Origin of the sequence: Methylacidiphilum sp. Yel, assembly GCF_004421185.1 — a bacterium.
In the GTDB taxonomy this organism is placed as follows: Bacteria; Verrucomicrobiota; Verrucomicrobiia; order Methylacidiphilales; family Methylacidiphilaceae; genus Methylacidiphilum.
Window position 1 is genome coordinate 1 of record NZ_LXQB01000062.1, and the last position, 17,972, is coordinate 17,972.

Annotated in this window: 17 protein-coding genes; 5 read left to right on the top strand and 12 right to left on the bottom strand. The window is 41.7% G+C overall.

Annotation, left to right across the window (positions count from 1 at the left end):
- Positions 1 to 406: 406 nt before the first annotated feature.
- Together A7Q09_RS08565 and A7Q09_RS08570 are read right to left on the bottom strand one after the other, a co-directional pair.
- A complete protein-coding gene (locus A7Q09_RS08565; protein WP_134391048.1) occupies positions 407 to 1,447 on the bottom strand; it encodes a fatty acid desaturase in 1,041 nt (346 codons plus the stop codon).
- A 327-nt stretch (positions 1,448 to 1,774) separates the two neighbouring features.
- Positions 1,775 to 2,389 (bottom strand): hypothetical protein, encoded by a 615-nt coding sequence (locus A7Q09_RS08570; RefSeq protein ID WP_134391049.1) that lies wholly within the window; start codon positions 2,387 to 2,389, stop codon positions 1,775 to 1,777.
- A gap of 181 nt (positions 2,390 to 2,570) precedes the next feature.
- Here A7Q09_RS08570 and A7Q09_RS08575 point away from each other — a divergent pair, with 181 nt between their 5' ends.
- Positions 2,571 to 4,235 carry a glycogen synthase gene (locus A7Q09_RS08575; protein WP_134391050.1) on the top strand — a complete coding sequence of 555 codons (1,665 nt, stop codon included), beginning with the start codon at positions 2,571 to 2,573 and terminating at the stop codon, positions 4,233 to 4,235.
- Here A7Q09_RS08575 and A7Q09_RS08580 read toward each other — a convergent pair.
- On the bottom strand, positions 4,183 to 4,743 hold the full coding sequence (locus A7Q09_RS08580) for a cytochrome c (protein ID WP_208526723.1): 561 nt from the start codon (positions 4,741 to 4,743) through the stop codon (positions 4,183 to 4,185). The two genes, A7Q09_RS08575 and A7Q09_RS08580, sit on opposite strands and share 53 nt — an antisense overlap.
- Positions 4,744 to 4,823: 80 nt before the next feature.
- On the opposite strand from A7Q09_RS08580, the gene A7Q09_RS08585 reads away from it, so the two are divergent.
- Positions 4,824 to 5,540 carry a cyclase family protein gene (locus tag A7Q09_RS08585; RefSeq protein WP_134391051.1) on the top strand — a complete coding sequence of 239 codons (717 nt, stop codon included), beginning with the start codon at positions 4,824 to 4,826 and terminating at the stop codon, positions 5,538 to 5,540.
- 7 nt (positions 5,541 to 5,547) lie between these two features.
- Here the strand turns inward: A7Q09_RS08585 and A7Q09_RS08590 are convergent, their stop codons facing one another.
- Complete coding sequence (locus A7Q09_RS08590) at positions 5,548 to 6,813, bottom strand: NAD(P)/FAD-dependent oxidoreductase (RefSeq protein WP_134391052.1); 1,266 nt, start codon at positions 6,811 to 6,813, stop codon at positions 5,548 to 5,550.
- Between the two features lie 22 nt (positions 6,814 to 6,835).
- Here A7Q09_RS08590 and A7Q09_RS11530 point away from each other — a divergent pair, with 22 nt between their 5' ends.
- Positions 6,836 to 7,096, top strand: coding sequence for a hypothetical protein (locus A7Q09_RS11530; RefSeq protein WP_134391053.1), 261 nt, complete (start codon positions 6,836 to 6,838; stop codon positions 7,094 to 7,096).
- Between the two features lie 198 nt (positions 7,097 to 7,294).
- Positions 7,295 to 8,518, top strand: coding sequence for a hypothetical protein (locus A7Q09_RS08605; RefSeq protein ID WP_208526724.1), 1,224 nt, complete (start codon positions 7,295 to 7,297; stop codon positions 8,516 to 8,518).
- 484 nt (positions 8,519 to 9,002) lie between these two features.
- On the opposite strand, the gene argF is transcribed toward A7Q09_RS08605, so the two are convergent.
- The 8 genes from argF to A7Q09_RS08645 form a co-directional block, all read right to left on the bottom strand.
- Positions 9,003 to 9,920 (bottom strand): ornithine carbamoyltransferase, encoded by a 918-nt coding sequence (gene argF, locus A7Q09_RS08610; RefSeq protein ID WP_134391055.1) that lies wholly within the window; start codon positions 9,918 to 9,920, stop codon positions 9,003 to 9,005.
- Between the two features lie 82 nt (positions 9,921 to 10,002).
- Positions 10,003 to 11,226, bottom strand: a complete 1,224-nt coding sequence (locus A7Q09_RS08615) for an aspartate aminotransferase family protein (RefSeq protein ID WP_134391056.1) — start codon at positions 11,224 to 11,226, stop codon at positions 10,003 to 10,005.
- A gap of 118 nt (positions 11,227 to 11,344) precedes the next feature.
- Positions 11,345 to 12,235, bottom strand: coding sequence for an acetylglutamate kinase (gene argB / locus A7Q09_RS08620; protein WP_134391057.1), 891 nt, complete (start codon positions 12,233 to 12,235; stop codon positions 11,345 to 11,347).
- An 11-nt stretch (positions 12,236 to 12,246) separates the two neighbouring features.
- Positions 12,247 to 13,461, bottom strand: a complete 1,215-nt coding sequence (gene argJ, locus A7Q09_RS08625; protein WP_134391058.1) for a bifunctional glutamate N-acetyltransferase/amino-acid acetyltransferase ArgJ — start codon at positions 13,459 to 13,461, stop codon at positions 12,247 to 12,249.
- Positions 13,458 to 14,495, bottom strand: coding sequence for an N-acetyl-gamma-glutamyl-phosphate reductase (argC, locus tag A7Q09_RS08630; protein WP_134391059.1), 1,038 nt, complete (start codon positions 14,493 to 14,495; stop codon positions 13,458 to 13,460). Before argC ends, argJ begins: the two co-directional genes overlap by 4 nt.
- Before the next feature lie 74 nt (positions 14,496 to 14,569).
- Complete coding sequence (rpsI, locus tag A7Q09_RS08635) at positions 14,570 to 14,974, bottom strand: 30S ribosomal protein S9 (protein WP_134391060.1); 405 nt, start codon at positions 14,972 to 14,974, stop codon at positions 14,570 to 14,572.
- Between the two features lie 7 nt (positions 14,975 to 14,981).
- A complete protein-coding gene (rplM, locus tag A7Q09_RS08640; RefSeq protein ID WP_208526725.1) occupies positions 14,982 to 15,413 on the bottom strand; it encodes a 50S ribosomal protein L13 in 432 nt (143 codons plus the stop codon).
- 89 nt (positions 15,414 to 15,502) lie between these two features.
- Positions 15,503 to 15,850, bottom strand: coding sequence for a phenylpyruvate tautomerase MIF-related protein (locus A7Q09_RS08645; protein WP_134391061.1), 348 nt, complete (start codon positions 15,848 to 15,850; stop codon positions 15,503 to 15,505).
- A 140-nt stretch (positions 15,851 to 15,990) separates the two neighbouring features.
- On the opposite strand from A7Q09_RS08645, the gene ilvB reads away from it, so the two are divergent.
- The gene (gene ilvB, locus A7Q09_RS08650; RefSeq protein ID WP_134391062.1) at positions 15,991 to 17,760 is read left to right on the top strand and encodes a biosynthetic-type acetolactate synthase large subunit; all 1,770 of its coding nucleotides are present in this window, start codon (positions 15,991 to 15,993) and stop codon (positions 17,758 to 17,760) included.
- Positions 17,761 to 17,972 lie beyond the last annotated feature (212 nt).

A 17,972-nucleotide genomic window follows, 5' to 3' on the forward strand; every position in this document is an offset into this window, starting at 1 on the left:
CCGATGAGAGTGTCAGGGTCTATCAAAACCTCAACACCCTCATCGGAGAGCTTGCCCTGGCTAAATCTGGTCAGTTATCTCCAGGAATCCCCTGCCTTTAGGCATGGGGAGGATGTCAACAATTTGTGAGAGGCTTTCTAAAACTTATCCTTAGTAGTTAGTCTAAGATTGATTTTCCCCTCTCTACTGGTAGATGGCTTACAAAATGACTGGATATCCCCTAAAAAGATAGCCGCCTACTCATTCCCTTCCTCTGTTGGTCTAACTCCATAAGTATTACCTTGAAAGCTAGGGATTAGACTTAATGAAGGCACGTTTTAGTCGGCTGTGATCTCATGCAGACATCAAGCTTGATATTATTGTTCCAGGCCGCTTTTGAAATGAATTGATGCAAAGCTTCTCAGCGTTAATTTTTTGAAGAAGAAAAAGTTCTAAGAAATTTGAAACTAACCATTTTTCTTTGGTCTTCATCCCAAAGATGAAGGTTTAGAGTTCTCAGACTAGATAGGAGAGTCAGAGTCTTTGCTTTTTCAAAAATGGGTTCGTTTTTGTGGCATTGTTTTAAGAAGTAATTGGGTATTTGGGGACTTAAATGATGGACATGGTGATAACCAATACTGGCGGTAATCCATTCTAAAATCTTTGGAAGTTTATAAAAAGAACTTCCTTCTAGAGCAACAGATTGAAAATCCCATTTTTTCCCTCTTTCCCAATAAACCTCTTCAAATTGATGTTGGACATAAAAGAGCCAAATCCCTGCGGAACCTGCAAGAAAAACAATCATAAGTTGGATAGGAATATATTTTTGCCAACCAAAGAAGAATCCAAGAGATACGCATAGGGAAAAAATACCAACATTTGTAATCAAAACCGATTGCCGCGCTTTTTTCCCTGCGTTTTTTGAAGCAAACCGGTATTTAATAAGAAAAAGAACAAGCGGAGAAATTCCAAATAAAAACAAGGGATGACGAAGTATTCGATAGCTTAACTTCCGCCACCATGGGGAGGCTAAATATTCTTTGACCGTCCATGTCCACATATCTCCAATACCTCTTTTGTCAAGGTTCCCCGCATTGCCATGATGAATGGAATGTTCCCATTTCCAATGATGGTAAGGAGTAAAGACTAGAATGCCAAGGAATGTACCAATGATTTCATTGGCCTTCTTCGACTTAAAAAAGGAGCTATGGCAGCAATCATGGAATAGAGAAAATATCCGGATTTGGAAAGCCGCACAAAGCACAACAAGAAGCAAAACAAGAAAAACTGAGACGGGAAGACTTAAATAAATGAGATACCAGAGTGCTGCATAAGGAATGAGTGTGTTTACCAGTTGCCAGAGACTTTTCCATAGGGAAGGCTTTTGGTAGGCAAGAACTTTGGCTTTCCAGGAATGGATAGTCGTTTCAGGATTTGCGCTGCGAATAGGAATATGTTGTGGAGTCATGAGAAGATAGAAAGGGGAAAAGGTTGTTCAAATTGTTCGAAAATAAAAGCTTAATAAAAGAATAAGTTTTTTATACTGTGGTTTTATAATATAATAGATATGAAGCGAAAACAAAGAATTTTCTTTTTTTTTGCAAAAAGAGTGAACGACCCTAGGTTATACCCTCTCTCTAGATATAGGACTCAGCACTCCAAAGGCGACTTTAAAGTCGTCTAATCCCATTGCCTTGGAGTTTAAAGGTGGCACAACCACCCAAAATGCACGAGAAAAAAGGTTACATCCTGCACAACTGTTTTAAGAGGGCAGGTGTGGGTAAAAAAAATCTAATTACCGATCCAAAAAGTTAAAGGAAGATCTTTTGATGTGCTTATCAAAAAAAAGATGCATGGAATTGCTCTCTTTCATTTTTTCATGAAGCCTTTGTGCCTCAATCCATGGATACCACCGATTGGCTCGTTCATAAACAGGAACCCCCTTTTTTATTAAGAGCTTTTCTAGTTGCATTGGGTTAGTTCCTTTCTTTAAGACTTCTAACTTTGCAAGTTCTGGAAGACTGTAAGCTTCCTTTTTATTTCCCCAAGGCATGTAGACATCTATTGTCAATTTTGCTCCTTTTCCATGTTTTTTTATTAGCTTGCAAATGCTTGAAGCTGGAATCCTATCATCGAATTGTCCAACCATTTTCTTCCCATTGGAAAAGTGCAAAAGAAGAATGTCTCCTTTTTTTAAAGAAAGTTTTTTTTCTAAAGAATGGCTTAAAGCAAAGCTGAAAGGACCCAATCTATTATTAAAAGCTCCAATTCCCAAAGCTGTATTGGTATCAATCCGATCTCCTTTATAGCCATAGGCAACGACTCTTATAGGAATTTGTTCATTACCCTGATCATGGGAAGAAATCTTGCCTATTTTTAAGCTTTCTCTAAACTTTCTTTTATCATTCATCTTCCCTATATCATGTAGTTCGATCCTTTCACCGTCAAAAAGCCACCCCCCTTCTAATATTTCCTTCCGTATCCTCTGTCAAAGTTGGATAAAGATTGAACAGATTGCTTATAAATAAATTGTGAGAATCGCATCTTATTATTTCTTGGCTTACTGATAGCATTCCAGTAGCAATAAAGTTATGATTTTAGCTTCATCCAAAAGAAAAACAACGACTGCTACCAAAAAAACAGCAAAAGGCACTTCTGCCAAAAAAGTAAGAGCCCTCCAAAAGGATCAACAACCGGTCAAAGAGTTGAAGAAGGAGGAGAGAAAAGAGGAGAAAATTAGGCTTAAAATCTTGCTTGTTGCTTCTGAATGTAGTCCCTATGCCAAAGTAGGAGGGCTAGCAGATATGGTTTTTTCGTTAAGCCGATCCTTAGCAAAGCTGGATCATGAAGTAAAAGTCATTATTCCTTTTTATTCGGTCATTGACAAATCTCTCTATAATATTCGATTTCTCGGCTCTGCCTGTGTGCACATGGGCTGCAATTGTGAACATTGGATTGGACTGCATGAGGCATCTTTAGATGGAAATATACCACTTTGGCTTGTTGAATATGCGGATTATTTCAACAGAAGAGGAATTTATGATGAACCCGGTGGGGAATACAAAGACAATGCTTATAGGTTTGGTATGTTCTCCAAAGCCGTTCTTGAAATTTGTAAAGAAATGGGCTGGATTCCGGATGTTTTTCATGTTAATGATTGGCAAACTGCCCTCGTCTCAGTTTTTTTAAAGATATGGCCTAATCTTCTTTCCCCATTTAAAAATTCCGCCTCTCTTCTAACCATCCACAACATTTGTTATCAAGGCAAATACGATGCCGTGGTGCTTCCTTATCTAGGAATCGATTGGAAACTATTTACTGCTGATACGTTTGAAGATTATGGCCAAATCAATCTTTTAAAAGCTGGCATAGTGTACAGCGATTTTATAACGACAGTATCGCCCACTTATGCAAAGGAAATTCTCGAGCCTATTGGTGGAGCAGGACTCTCTGAAATACTTAGAAAAAGAGCAGATAGGCTCATGGGTATCCTCAATGGGGTGGATATGGAGGTATGGAACCCCAAAATAGATCCTTTGATCCCAGCTAATTATGATAAAACGGATCTTAAAGGCAAGCTGCTGTGCAAGGAAGCACTGCAGGAAAAATTCGGGCTTCGAAAAGCCACTAATATTCCAATTGTTGGGATGGTCACACGGCTTCATTTCCAGAAAGGAATTTCGCTTCTGAAATCCATTCTCAAGGAAGCGTTAGCAACAGAAGATTTCCAGTTTGTTTTATTAGGTGAAGGAGAAAAAGAGTTTGAAGATTTTTTTAGAACTCTCTCTATGGAATTTTCAGGGAAAGCAGCTTCCTTTATCGGTTTTTCTGAAGAATTAGCTCATCTTATCTTTGCTGGGAGCGACTTTTTCCTTATGCCTTCTCTTTATGAACCCTGTGGGCTAGGACAACTCTATGCCCAGATTTATGGCACTGTTCCCATAGCCAGAGCAACAGGAGGAATAGTCGACAGCGTCCTAGATATTCGCCAAGGCCCTAGCGGAACGGGTTTTTTATTTCATCAACCTGAAGCCACTGCCCTTTTAGAGGTTTTAAAAACAGCTCTTGAGCTTTGGAAAAACAAACCCCAATTGATCCAAACAGCTCGTATCAATGGCATGGGGAAAAATTTTAGCTGGGAGGAGTCCGCAAAAAAATATGAAGAGCTCTACACCAAAATTGTACAAAAAAAATATTCCTCAATTAGCGCCCACACCCCCCACAACCCATCCCTCTCCGCATCCCTCTTCCCATAGATCTGGAATCCATAGCGCCCATCCTGTTAGCTCTACATCCAGAAATTGCACCCGTGGTAGGTTCGTTTTTAGTTTTTTTCCTGACAGTAGCAACCTCTTGAGGAGTTATTGGTCCTCCCCCCCAATTGGACCGAAGATAAGTTAAAATAGCAGCAATCTCTTTGTCGTTTAATTGCGTCCTCCAAGCTGGCATATTTCCTCTATATATCTCTCCACCAACCTCGATTCTTCCAGAATAACCATTTAAGACAAGCCGAATCAATCTTTGAGAATCTCCGGTTAGCCAAGAAGAATTTTTCAACGGTGGATTAGATCCTAATCCTTCTCCATTTAGACCATGACAGCTTGAGCAATGCTCCCGATAAAGCACTTTCCCATTTTCTGAATGAGCGGAGAGATTGGCCCATGTATACAATAAAATCACAAAAAGAAAGCTTAAAGAGTTTTTGCTCCAATCGACTATCCTTAAAAGCATAGTATAAAGAATCCTATTTCTTTCAACATTCAAAACGGGTATTTTCTATAGGCTTTTCCTTCTTTTTTATTCTTTTTTTCTCCTAGCCTTGTTATAAAAAATGCTAGAGACCTATGCGCTATCCCCTTCCTACTGCTTTTCATTTTCATGCAATTGTTGATCTTACCTATCCCCTTCAGCCGAGTTTTCCGATTTTCCCAGGGCAGGGCTCACCAGCTCATATATGCTTCCAAACAACCAAAGAAGATGGTTATGCTTCTAATAGATGGGAATTACCAGAACACTGGGGAACCCATTTCGATGCTCCTTTACACTATTCGAAAGCTGGCAAATCGGTTGGGGATATAGAACTTCCTGATCTTTTTTCTCCCTTAGTGCTTATAGACATTTCGGAAAATACAACCCATAATCCAGATACGCTCTTAACCTTAGAGGACATTCTACTGTGGGAAGAAAGGTATGGAGCTATCCCTGAAAATAGTGTTGTCCTGATGTATAGCGGATGGGAAAAATGGATACAGACTCCCTTTTTTTACAATAAAAAAGAAGATGGGCTTTTGCATTTTCCCGGATTTTCTCTAGAAGCCGTTCAGTTTTTAATTCATGAAAGAAAGATTGCTGGGATTGGTGTTGATACTCTTTCTATTGATTGTGGAAAAAGCCAGGATTATCCGGTACACAAAACGCTATTCGCAGCAGGAAAATGGGGCTTGGAATGTTTGTGCAATCTTAAGGAGCTGCCCCCAGCTGGGGCGTGGATTTTTGTGGCTACTATTCCCTTAAAAGGTGCTACTGGTTTTCCTGCACGAGTCATCGGTTTTATACCCTAACTGACAATCATTTTGAAAGCAGTCTTGCTCCAGGTTTAAAACGGAAATAAGCCCAAGCCCACTGAATCAAAACAGCCAGTCGATTTCTAAAGGAGATAAGAGTAATTATATGGACAAGCAGCCAAACAATCCAAGCTAGATACCCATTAAATCCAAAATTATGGAATTGGACTATAGCTTTTCCCCTGCCCAGCGTCGTCATCATTCCCTTATTGAAATAATGAAACGCTCTTGGTTTTAAAAAATCCCGACCTGTTCTTCTTCCCACTAGAAAAGATACTCTCCTAGATATCTCATAGGCCGCATATTTACCCATCTGGATAGCCGCAGGAGCTACTGCAGGAACTCCAGCTACCATCGCCATATCTCCTATAACAAAGATCTCAGGATGCCCAGGTATTGTAAGATCTTCTAAGACTTTTATGCGCCCATCTTTTGCTTTTGGAACATCTAATCCAGGCAGCTCCATCGCACATACTCCCGCTGCCCATAAAATTGTCGAAGCTTCCATCATACCATCTTTATAAAAAATCTTTCCTTTTTCGATCTTCTCTACCGGTTTCGCAACCATTATTTCTACACCCATTTTTTCTAAACGGCGGTGTGCTAATGCGGACAGTCTTTCATTATAAGAAAGAAGAATTCTAGGGGCGGCTTCCAGTAAAATGATTCGAGTTTTTGCTGGGTCAATATTTCGAAAATCTTTTTTCAGTGCCTTTTTAGAAAGTTCAGCTAGAGCTCCTGCTAATTCAACCCCAGTAGGTCCCCCTCCTACGATAACAAATGTCATATATTTTTCTCGCTCTTTAGGATTAGTTTCAATTTCAGCCTGTTCAAATGCATTAAGAATCACATTTCGAATCGAACGAGCATCTTCAAGGGTCTTTAAACCCAAACAAAAAGAGCTCCATTCCTCATGACCAAAATAATTAACCCGCATTCCTAAAGAAAGAACCAAAAAATCATACGGAACAATTCCCTTTGAACAGAAGAGCATTTTTTTCTCCAAATCTATTCTTTCAATAGTTTCCATCCGCACCTCTACTTCTTGCATCCTACTTAAAATAGAACGAATCGGCACGGCAATATCAGTAGCAGCTAATCCTGCTGTTGCTACTTGATATAGCAAAGGTTGAAAAAGATGGTGGTTTTCTTTATCGATTAAGGTGAGCTTACAGGGAAGTTTTCTTTTTTGGATCTCTTTGCCTAAAGTCTTTGCTGCCGTCAATCCACCAAATCCACCCCCCCCAATGACAACATGTAAGCTCCTCATCTTTTAATATAATAGAGAGCTATTGTACCGTTCTAGCAGAATTACTTATTCCTATTCACCTAGGTTCAATGCGGATTCCCTGTCCTCTTCAAGGCTAGTTTCCCTTAAAGGTTGTCTCCTTGCCTTGGTTGAGGATGACTACTTCAATGTTCTTTGCCTTGTAGATGGCAAAGACCAGTTCAGCGTCAAAGCGCAGCAACCTGTTTTTGTGGGAGACGACCAAGTGCCCAACTTCATCGCCGATGATGATGGCATACAGACACCACTTCAGGCCTTCTTATGATAGATCTTTTCTGAAACCAGATCGACGATGAGCTCGACCGTCCTATCTTGTCGGACGCGGTAAAGTTTCCAGCACTTGGCTGTCATCAAATGCCCATTTTTTTATCGCAAGGACAAAATAGGGGAAAAAAATCGATCTGCCTAGTATTTGTTTAGGGATTGGCGAAGGAAAAAATATTCAACAAAATGGTTAAGGAGCATGAGCCAAAGTTGCAAAGCGGTGATTTTTTGCTTTTATTTCCAGAGTAACTTATCGAAGGTCATGCTCCATTATTCATGTGCGCATAAGAACGGACAACTAAAGCCTCAGCAGTTCAAAATCCACTATGGAAAATCAAGCAGCGGCTTTGGCTGTCAGCGTACAGCGAAGATCCAGCTCCGCGGTAGCTACCAACTCATTCTGATGTTTTCTTTGACTTGTATTCCATCCCTGTTTATCCAGAAGCCTAGAATTCCGAGCAGTGTTCTTCGATCCTTCGACCAAAGCATTACTCTTATACCCCTTCCGGCTGCTTTCAGAAGGAAGCACCGTCGGCAACTGACACATCCTTTTGTCAGTATGCCGATGTGCTCTCTCTCTCCACGCAGAAGCTATTCCCGCTCGCAACTTCTCCAGAAGGCCTCCCTCCGGACTCGAACCATTGCCACATTCTCACTTGTGCTGTTTTTTTTGACAGGCACACTCCTTTCTGCCCCCCAAAATCCCTCATGCCAAGAGCGGGAAGAAGACGGAATTGCTATCCAACAGCAAGCAATCAACCATGTGCTTCTTCCTTCCTTCCTCTTGGAGAAGTCGTCCAAGCCTCCGCAAGAGCCATCGGGAAATTGGTTCTTGAGCCTTGGGACCGGAACGGCTTTCCCGGAATTTGACAGAGGAGAGATCGTCAATAACCTCAACGGGATGGTAATGCCGATTAAGTACAATGCCGACTTTGCCTTCACCTCCCTCCTTTCCATCGGCTTCCGCTGGTTCGACTCTCAGCGCTTTGGCCATTGGTCCTTCGATGTGGGGTTTCTCGGCGCCTATCTTGGCACAGGGACCTCCGCTTTATCACAGAGGGACCAAAACAATTTAGGCTTCCTTGGTCCCGGAGGCTCCATTGGCTATCGATTCGGACAGGACCGATTCGAACCATTCATCGGCTTTGCCGGAGGGGCGGCAATCGTGAATGTGGAATCGACAAGCGTCAATCTAGGAAACATTTGGGGCTATTGGTTTGCTCCGCGGAGTGGAATCCGTTATTATTTTCCCGGGACGCCCTGGTCGATCGGGATCGAAGGAATCTTCCGGTTTGTTGGAGCCCTCAACGGGTTTGAAGGCCCCTCTGCTGGATTCACTTTCAACAAGACACCCCACGCAGGCTTGGAAGGTCATTGGCTCTACGTCCTCCTCGTTCTCTTCGAGATCGGCTACCGCTTTTGATTCCTATCTTCTTCCTTGCCTTTTAGCTTGTATGCTCCAGAGTTGTTTCCGAGGCAAAGCAAACAACCGATGCGACTCGGCGGCCGGGCAGCCTCGGGAACTGGCATGATCCGTTCAGGCTCAAGCCCGTTGAAAGAGAGTAGGACTTTTAGCAGAGAAAAGAGGACATCTTTTTTCTTCTTCGACCCAAATCCGCTAAGGATCGCGCAGCGCCACACTGCCTGCGGTTCATTCGTTTTGCTCGTACGTATAGGCTACACGCACGAAGGCGGTAGGGTCTAGCTTTGGGAAAGCTCGTCACAGTCAGGGAAATTCAGAAGAGAAAAGATTAACCCAAAAGCTTTCGGAATAGAAATTGGAACCGATCCCTTCGGTCGAGGGCGGTAAGATGCTTTGGAGATCTCTTCGATCAGGCGCTGGTCAAGCCCTAGGGCTGCGACCCGAACCCTAAAGCAATAGCTTGCTATTTTGTCTGCTCGACTATCTACTGGCTTCTAAGCGAAGCATCAAGTTTCCCAACAAGCCATGCCAATAGGGCTTTTTGCACATGCAACCTGTTCTCTGCCTGGGTATATATGTCTTCTGCTCTTTCCTTGAATAATTCAGCGGAAATCTCTTTATTACGATACGCTGGCAGACAATGGAAAACCAACACCTCTTTAGAAGCAACTTTCACAGCATCTTCGTTGAGCTGATAGCCAGAAAAGTCGATCTGTCGTTTCTGCATCTCTTCTTCTTTACCCATCGAAGTCCAAACATCTGTATAGAGAAGCGAGGCATCCTGGCAAGCTTCCTCGATCGAAGTTGTATTGGTGACAAAAGGATTATCGATGGGGGAAAAATAGAGTGGGGGGGCAGCTATCGAAAGATTAAACCTAAAGATTTCGGCAGCTAATGCCCAGGATCTAGCAACATTACAACACCCATCCCCTACAAAAGCAATTTTTTTTCCTTCTATCGATCCCCTTTTTTCTTCATAAGAAAAGATATCTGAAAGGACCTGACAGGGATGTTCTTCGTCTGTTAGAGCATTGATGACGGGAATGTTCCCATAGAGGGCAAAAAGTTCAAGTTCTTTCTGCGAAAAAGTTCTCATGATTATTCCGTGTATCATCCTTCCAAAAACTTGCGCGGTATCTTCTATCGACTCCCCACGGGATAATTGCAGATCTTGACTGTTAAGAAAAAGGGCTTCTCCTCCAAGCTCCCGGACAGCCACTTCAAATGATAAACGGGTTCGAGTAGAAGGCTTTCTAAAAATCAAAGCCCAAGTCTGGGAGCTCAAAAAAAAGAGATTTTTTTTGCCTCTGTTTTTTTTGAATTCCGAAGCTTTTTTAAAAATCAATCGAGCTTCTTTTTCGCTGATATCTTTGATAGAAAGAAAATGGCGTAGCGGCTTCATAGAATTAACCCTTTCCGACGCTTATCGAAGTGGCTGTAGGAGTTCCATTAATCTCATCCTTTTCAATTACATAAATTTGTCTTTATAATAGAGAAAACAAAAAATGCTTGAGGATGCTTTCCGCCTCTTGAATCTGATCAAAAGAAACATTCAGTGGAGGCAACAACCTTATTGTATTGCCGCTTGAGGGGGCTACAAGAAGGCCTCTTTCCAGTAAAGCTATGGCTGCTTGAAAAGAAGGAATAGATAGCTCCAGTCCAAGCATTCCGCCCATACCTCTGACTTCTTGCAATAGGCTTTGAGGCTTTTTTTCTAGTTGCTTCAGAGAAGAAAGAAGATAGTTCCCCATTGCTAAGATATTTTTGTTCAAACCTTTTCTTTCAATCTCTTCGAGCACAGTGAGAGCCACATGACAAGCCAAAGGAGAACCCCCAAAGGTGGTCCCATGCGATCCTTCATCCAGTACATCGCAATATTCAGTGTTAATCCAACTAGCTCCAATTGGGAAGCCTCCTGCTAATCCTTTAGCAAGGGATACCCCATCGGGCAGAAGGTTTTGATAAAGCATTGTTTCAGCGACCAAACTCTGCCATGCAAGAAATTGGCCTGTGCGCCACATGCCAGATTGGATTTCATCGACAAAAAAAAGAATTTTTTTCTCCCAACAGATCTGTCGTATCTCAACTAAATCCTGTGATGGGAAAATATGCACCCCACTTTCCCCCTGAATAGGCTCAACAATCAGGGCTACTGTCTTTTCTGAAAGAGATTCTACAAACTCTTTGGCTCCTGCTTTTGGTATCGTTCGAAATCCAGGCATCGGAGGACCAAAGCCTTTTTTGATTCTTTGCTGTCCTGTTGCAGCTATTCCAGCTAAGGTTCTACCATGAAAGGAGCCTTCAAAAGAAAGAATTTCAAATCTATTTGAAGACTCCCCATATCTTCTAGCTACTTTAAAAAGACATTCATTGGCTTCGGCTCCGCTGTTTGAAAAAAAAACTTTACCTTGGCCAATAAGAGAAACAATTTTTCGAGAAAGCCTCCAAGCAGGCTCATGAAAGTAGAGATTAGAGCAATGGATTAGTTTTTCGGACTGGTGCTGCAAAGCTTCACGAATAACCGGATGGCTATGGCCTAAAACATTAACGGCAATGCCTCCAGTAAAATCCAAATATTTCTTGCCTTTGATATCCCAAAGATAGCTTCCCTCCCCATGATCTACCACCAGTGGCAGTCTGCGATAGCTAGGAACTATATATTGTTGATATCCATCAAAAATTAATTGTTCTTGGCTAATTTCCTGCATTTATTCTTAACCAGCTAATTCCCATCTTTTCGATAGCCTACAGTTTTTTTCTCCAGCTTTATAGCAGCTTTTTCTTAATCCGACAGCTCCACTCCCACTTCATTATGTTTTTTTTTTATTATAGGATGATTTCAGTTCCTATTCCTTTATCTGTAAATATCTCTAATAGCAAGGCATGAGGCATTCTGCCATCCAGAAAATGCACCTTTTCTACCCCCGATTCTAAAGCTTCAAGAGCTGATTCGACTTTGGGGATCATGCCTCCATGAATACTTCCTTCTTTTTTTAATGCATCGATCCTCCGCTTATCGACAACTGAAATGGTAGAGGTTGGATTTTTTTCATTCGCAAGGATACCGCTGGTGTTGGTAAGATATATTAATTTTTTTGCTTTTATAAATTTTGCCATTTTACTTGCAGCAATATCAGCATTGACATTGTAAATTTCACCGTTTTCCCCTTTCGCTAAGGGAGAAACAACAACGATAAACTGATTATGAAGCAGTTTTAACAGTGGATGTATATCCGCTGCAATAATCGAGCCAACATACCCATAATCAATCGGATGGCCTTGAGAAGAAAAAGCCTGCCACTTGACAGCACTAAAGACTTCATAGCCTGGAATAAACACCGCTTTTGCTCCATACTCAATAATTCTCTGGGCTACAAAGGGGCCTATTTCTTTACAAAGCACCTTTTCTATTAAAGCAACAAGGTCTTTGTCTGTTACCCTAATTCCATTGACAAACTTTGGGCTCATTCCCTGGGCTTTCATCGCTTTGTTGATCGCTTCCCCTCCTCCATGAATAATCAAAGGATGGATCCCAACAGCTTCAAGCAAAACGATATCCCTCAAGGTCCTTTCCACAAGAACAGGGTCTTCCATGGCCGCGCCCCCATATTTGATTACAAAAATAGAATCTCTAAACTTTTGTACATAGGGCAGAGCTTCTAAAAAAATGCGGACTTTTTGCTCAGGAGTTAGTTCTTCGGCATTTATAGTATGCATTGAATTGCTCTTTATTCTCCTTTGTTAATTCTCACATAGCGTTCAGAAATATCCGTAGTAAAAAATCTATATTGTCCTGACCCAATATGAAGATCTACGAGAAGAGAAAACATTGGCATTTTTACAGTTTTTTTAATCAGGCTTTCCTTGATTTCGGTTCTTACCCCAGAAGCAACAACTTGAAAACCATTATAAAAAAGATCAATTTTATTCTGATCCACATTCGCCCCTGAATATCCAATGGCACAGAGGATTCTTCCCCAGTTGGGGTCTTCACCATTCCATGAGCATTTCACCAGCAAAGAATTCCCTATGGATCGGGCTACAAGCTCCGCTTCTTTTTCTGAAGCAGCACCTTGAACAAAAATTTCAACGACTTTAGTTACCCCTTCGCCATCTTCCAACACCTCCCTAGCAAGCCGATCCAGAACCAGTCGCAAAGCATTTTTAAAAATTCCCTTCTGAGGGCTTTCCATGCCGATCGTTGTATTTTTTGCTAGCCCATTCGAGAACACTAAAATGGTATCGTTGGTTGAGGTATCCCCATCGATAGAGATCCTATTGAAGGTTTCCTCTACACAGCTGTGTAAGACACTATTTAGGTATTCGGGAGAAAGAGAAGCATCTGTGGTTATTATTCCAAGGGTTGTTGCTAAGTTGGGAGCAATCATTCCAGCCCCTTTGGCCATTCCTCCAATAATAATTTCCTTGTCTTCTATTTTTACTTTTAAAGCCGCCTGTTTGGGGACCGTATCGGTAGTCATTATTGCTTCAGCGGCATCTTTCCCTCCTTCCACATTGAGCTGCTTACAGGCCTTTTCTATCCCTCGGATAATTTTTTTCATGGGAAGATACACCCCAATCCTGCCTGTCGAACAGACACACACTTCATCTGGAGAACAACCCAGAAAAGAGGCTGTCACTGTAGCCATCTTCTCAGCATCTTCAATGCCCCTAGATCCCGTACATGCATTGGCATTACCGGAGTTAACAACGACAGCCCTCGCTTTGCCTTTTTTTACCCTTTGCATGGATACGATGACGGGGGCTGCTTTCACTTTGTTTTGCGTAAACACCCCTGCAATATCTGCAAGTTGTTGAGAAACCACCAAAGCCAAATCGCTTTTTTTACCAGACTTTATGCCACAACTTATCCCAGAAGCGAGATAGCCTCGAGGAGCCGTTACACCTCCAGACTTAATGAATTCGATAGATTCCTCTTTCATGGGCCTAATCCAGTGGTTTGAGCTAATCCAAATCTTATGTTCATCGCCTGTATAGCCTGTCCCGCTGCTCCTTTCCCTAGATTATCAATCGCTGCTACAACTAGACACTTCTTCTTTTCCGCTAACAAGTGAATTGAAAAATACAAATAATTGGTATGGAGTACAAATTTCAGCTCTGGCATGATCCCCTGGCTCAAGACTTTTATGAAGGGGGATTTTTTATAAAATTCCATTACCGCATCCTCTGCTTCTTGTTGAGAAATATTGGTGGTTAGAGTAGCTGTGATGCTCAGCAGAATGCCCCTACAAAGAGGAGCCAAAACCGGCACAAAAAGTACACCAACAGGCTTCCCCACTACCACTTTTTTTATTTCTTGGAGGATTTCAGGGACGTGGCGATGATTTGGGAAACCATAGGGTCTCAAATTTTCAGAAATTTCACTAAATAGTAGTTTAGAATCCAAAGTCTTTCCCGCACCCGTAGTCCCGCTGATGGCAAAAACTTCGATCAACTGGGGATCAATCCATCCTTTCTTTAGCAAAGGGATGATAGATAGAAGCACACCAGTTGGATAACAACCCGGCATGGCTAATAGGTTTGAGGAGCCGATCTGTTCAACGTAAATTTCCGCTAAGGCATAAACAGCCTTCTTCAAGAGCTCTGGGTAGGGGTGAGAAAATTTATAATAAAGTTCATAATCCAAAGGATTTTGAAGACGAAAATCGGCACTTAAATCAATGACGACCTTGCCTTGTTCATACAGATAATGAGCATAAGGCAAGCCTTTGCCATGCGGTAAAGCAAGAAATACAGCATCGGTTTCTTTACTTATTATTTCTAGCTGGTCTGGATTACTAAAGGGCAGGTTCCCATACCTACCAATGTTTGGGAACACAGAACCAAGGGGCATATTCTCATATTGTCTGGAAGTAATTATCCGAAGATCAATTCCAGGATGATTGGCCAGCAGCCTTACTAATTCTTCTCCTGAATACCCTGAGGCCCCAATGACACCGACTCGGATGGGAGACATGACAAAAACCTGAATGGGTCTTATTTTAAGCTTTTTACAAGAAAGCTACTAAAAATGTACTTTGAAAGCAAAAACTAACGCTTGGAGAATTGAAATCTTTTTCTTGCTCCAGGCTGTCCCGTTTTTTTCCTTTCTTTCATTCGCGGATCACGTGTCAAGAGCCCTTCTTTTTTCAACAAACTTCGATAAGAACTATCATACTTTACTAAAGCTCTAGCCACAGCCAATTTCATAGCTTGGGCCTGGCCCATCAATCCCCCTCCAGTAGCCTTTCCAATGATATCAAACTTTTTCGTCCCTTCGACCACTTCCAAAGGTTTCACAACTTCCCATCTGTGAACAAAAGTTGGGAAATAAAATTCAATATCTTTCCCATTAATTTTTACCTCTCCCTTTCCTGGTTTAAGAATAACTGTCGCTGTTGCCGTTTTCCTTCTTCCAGTGGCTTGAATCTGCATATTATGAGGAATCGCTGTCATCGTAGTTTCAATCTATTGAAATTGGAATAGGTTTCTGCGCTGTATGAGGATGTTCAGCCCCCTCATAGACATGAAGTTTGGTATATATTTTCCTACCAAGCCTATTATGTGGAATCATCCCCCTGACCGCATGCTCAATTAAAAATGTGGGCCGTTTTAAACGGATTTTTTGCGGCGTATAATTCTTTTGTCCTCCAATATAACCAGAATAGGTAGAATATCTTTTTTGAAATTCTTTTTTCCCACTGAAAATAGCTTTGGAGGCATTAATAATAATAACGTTGTCTCCAGTATCTACGTTAGGGGTAAAGATAACCTTTCCCTTCCCCCTAAGGAGGGTAGCTGCCTTGACAGCAACCTTACCCACTATCTGATCCTTGGCATCAATTAGATACCAGTTGCGACTAACTTCTGTTGGCTTTTGAAAATACGTTTTCACTGAGGAAAAAACAATTGTTCCTTTTCGTTCGCCTGTCAAGGAATTAACTTCATGAATTTTTAAGAAAGCCTTTAAGGAGGCGTTCGCATTTATCCAAATGTCGTTTTATTGTAACCCCATAAATTTGCTGGAACGTCAGAAAAATTAATAAAAATACGATCAGGTTTTATCCTGCAATGTTTTTCGATCAATGCACAAATTTCACTAGAAAGCTCTCCGCAATTGTTAACAGGAAGATTAATAGCCCGCAATTCCACAAAAGCCGCTGGTTCTTCATTTCCAGAGAAAAGGAATCGCTTTGCCCCCGAATAACTGATCATTGTATAACTTTGCGGTTTTTTTAGTTTTTCGACAATAAAACGACTGGCTGACTCAACAAGCGCCTTTTGTTGAGCCTCAGTTAAAGCAACGTTCGTTTCGATTGATAAATATGGCATACTTGGATACTAATCAGTTGAAAAAATTATTGCAATAATCCATTTTAACTAATCCTTACATTATAAGAGGAAGAAAGATAAAATTTTTTATCATGATTTATTTAAAAATAAACTAAAATTTTAACTATTATTCAGTTGTTATGGGCATTGGTTCAATTTCCATTCAATTACCTACTACAAAAGAAGGGACAGTTGGCCCAGAGATGTCTGGAGCAGATTGTGTGGTCGCTTCATTGGAGAAAGAAGGCGTAACCACCATTTTTGCTTATCCTGGTGGTGCCAGTATGCCTATGCACCAATCTCTTACAAGAGCTAAATCCCTTAGAACCGTACTCCCTCGGCATGAGCAGGGTGGAGTTTTTATGGCTGAAGGCTATGCTCGAGCCACAGGAAAAGTTGGAGTATGCATGTCAACCTCTGGTCCAGGAGCCACCAATCTTGTCACTGGTATCGCTGATGCTTATATGGATTCGGTTCCATTAGTTGCCATCACGGGGCAAGTCAAAAAAGATATGATTGGGAAAGGAGCCTTTCAAGAAACGGATGTCTTTGGGATTACCCTGCCTATTGTTAAACATAGCTATTTGGTCATAGATCCAAGAGAAATTCCACAGATCATTAAAGAAGCTCTTTTGATCGCCAGGTCCGGCAGGCCTGGACCAGTTGTTATTGATATTCCAAAGGATGTCCAACAAGCTGTTTTTAAACCCTTTTTCCCAACTTCTACAGGTCTGGAATCAAAACTCGCTCCCCCGCCTTTGGATCCTTCCCTACCGAAGACGATTCTCGATTGGATAGAAAAAGCTAAAAGACCTGTGCTGTATGTCGGCGGAGGCATTATTTCCAGTGGCGCTCATCTTGAGCTTTTAAAATTCGCTGAAAGAACAAACATTCCAGTAACAACCACACTGATGGGTATTGGCTCCTTCCCTGAGAACCATAAACTATCCCTTAAGTGGCTTGGTATGCACGGAGCAGTTTATGCGAATTTTGCGGTCGACCAGTGTGATCTACTCCTAGCCTTTGGAGTTAGATTCGACGATCGGGTCACAGGGAAAGTCGACGCCTTTGCCCCAAAAGCTCTCATCGTGCATATCGACATCGACAACTCTGAGTTGAATAAGAACAAAAGAGTCGACTTAGCGGTTTTGGGGGATATAAAAGAGGCCCTTTCTAAGTTGAACCAGCTTATTGATGAAACAAAATGGCATCCTCCAGACTTTTCCACTTGGCATGAAGAAATCCAAGCTTGGAAAATAAAATTTCCTTTTCGTTACAGAAAAACAGAAGCTCACATTCTTCCTCAAATGGTTGTTGAAGAAATCTACAAATTGACTCGAGGCGAAGCGATCTTAACCACTGGAGTGGGTCAACATCAGATGTGGGCTGGACAATTCTATAACTTTCATCATCCACGGACCTTTTTGACATCCGGCGGATTGGGAGCGATGGGATTTGGCTATCCGGCTGCGCTAGGTGCAAAAATAGCGATTCCTGATGCAACGGTCATAGATATCGATGGAGATGGCAGTTTTCTAATGAATATCCAGGAACTTGCCACTGCAGTTACTGAAGAAATACCTGTTAAGGCTGTCATTTTGAATAATCAACACCTTGGAATGGTAGTGCAATGGGAAGACCGGTTCTATGATAGTAACAGGGCCCATACTTTTCTTGGATGCCCAAACAATAAAAAGAGAATTTATCCTGATTTCCCTCAGATATGCAAAGGCTTTGGGGTAAGAGCAGAAAGAGTAACAAAACCTGAGGAATTGGTTCCTGCCCTAAAAAGAATGCTTGAGGCTCAAGAACCATATGTTCTTGATGTCATCGTTCCCTATACCGAGCATGTTTTACCTATGATTCCTGCAGGAATGACTGTTAAGGACATTATTATTGATAATGATTGATGCTCAAAGAAAACTTTAATAACACGATTCTTAGTTTGCATATATATAGACTTCCTCTAGAGATTACTCCTCCTACACAAGGTTTCACAGATTGACATCCTCCCCATGCCTAAAGGCAGGGGATTCCTGGAGATAACTGACCAGATTTAGCCAGGGCAAGCTCTCCGATGAGGGTGTTGAGGTTTTGATAGACCCTGACACTCTCATCGGCC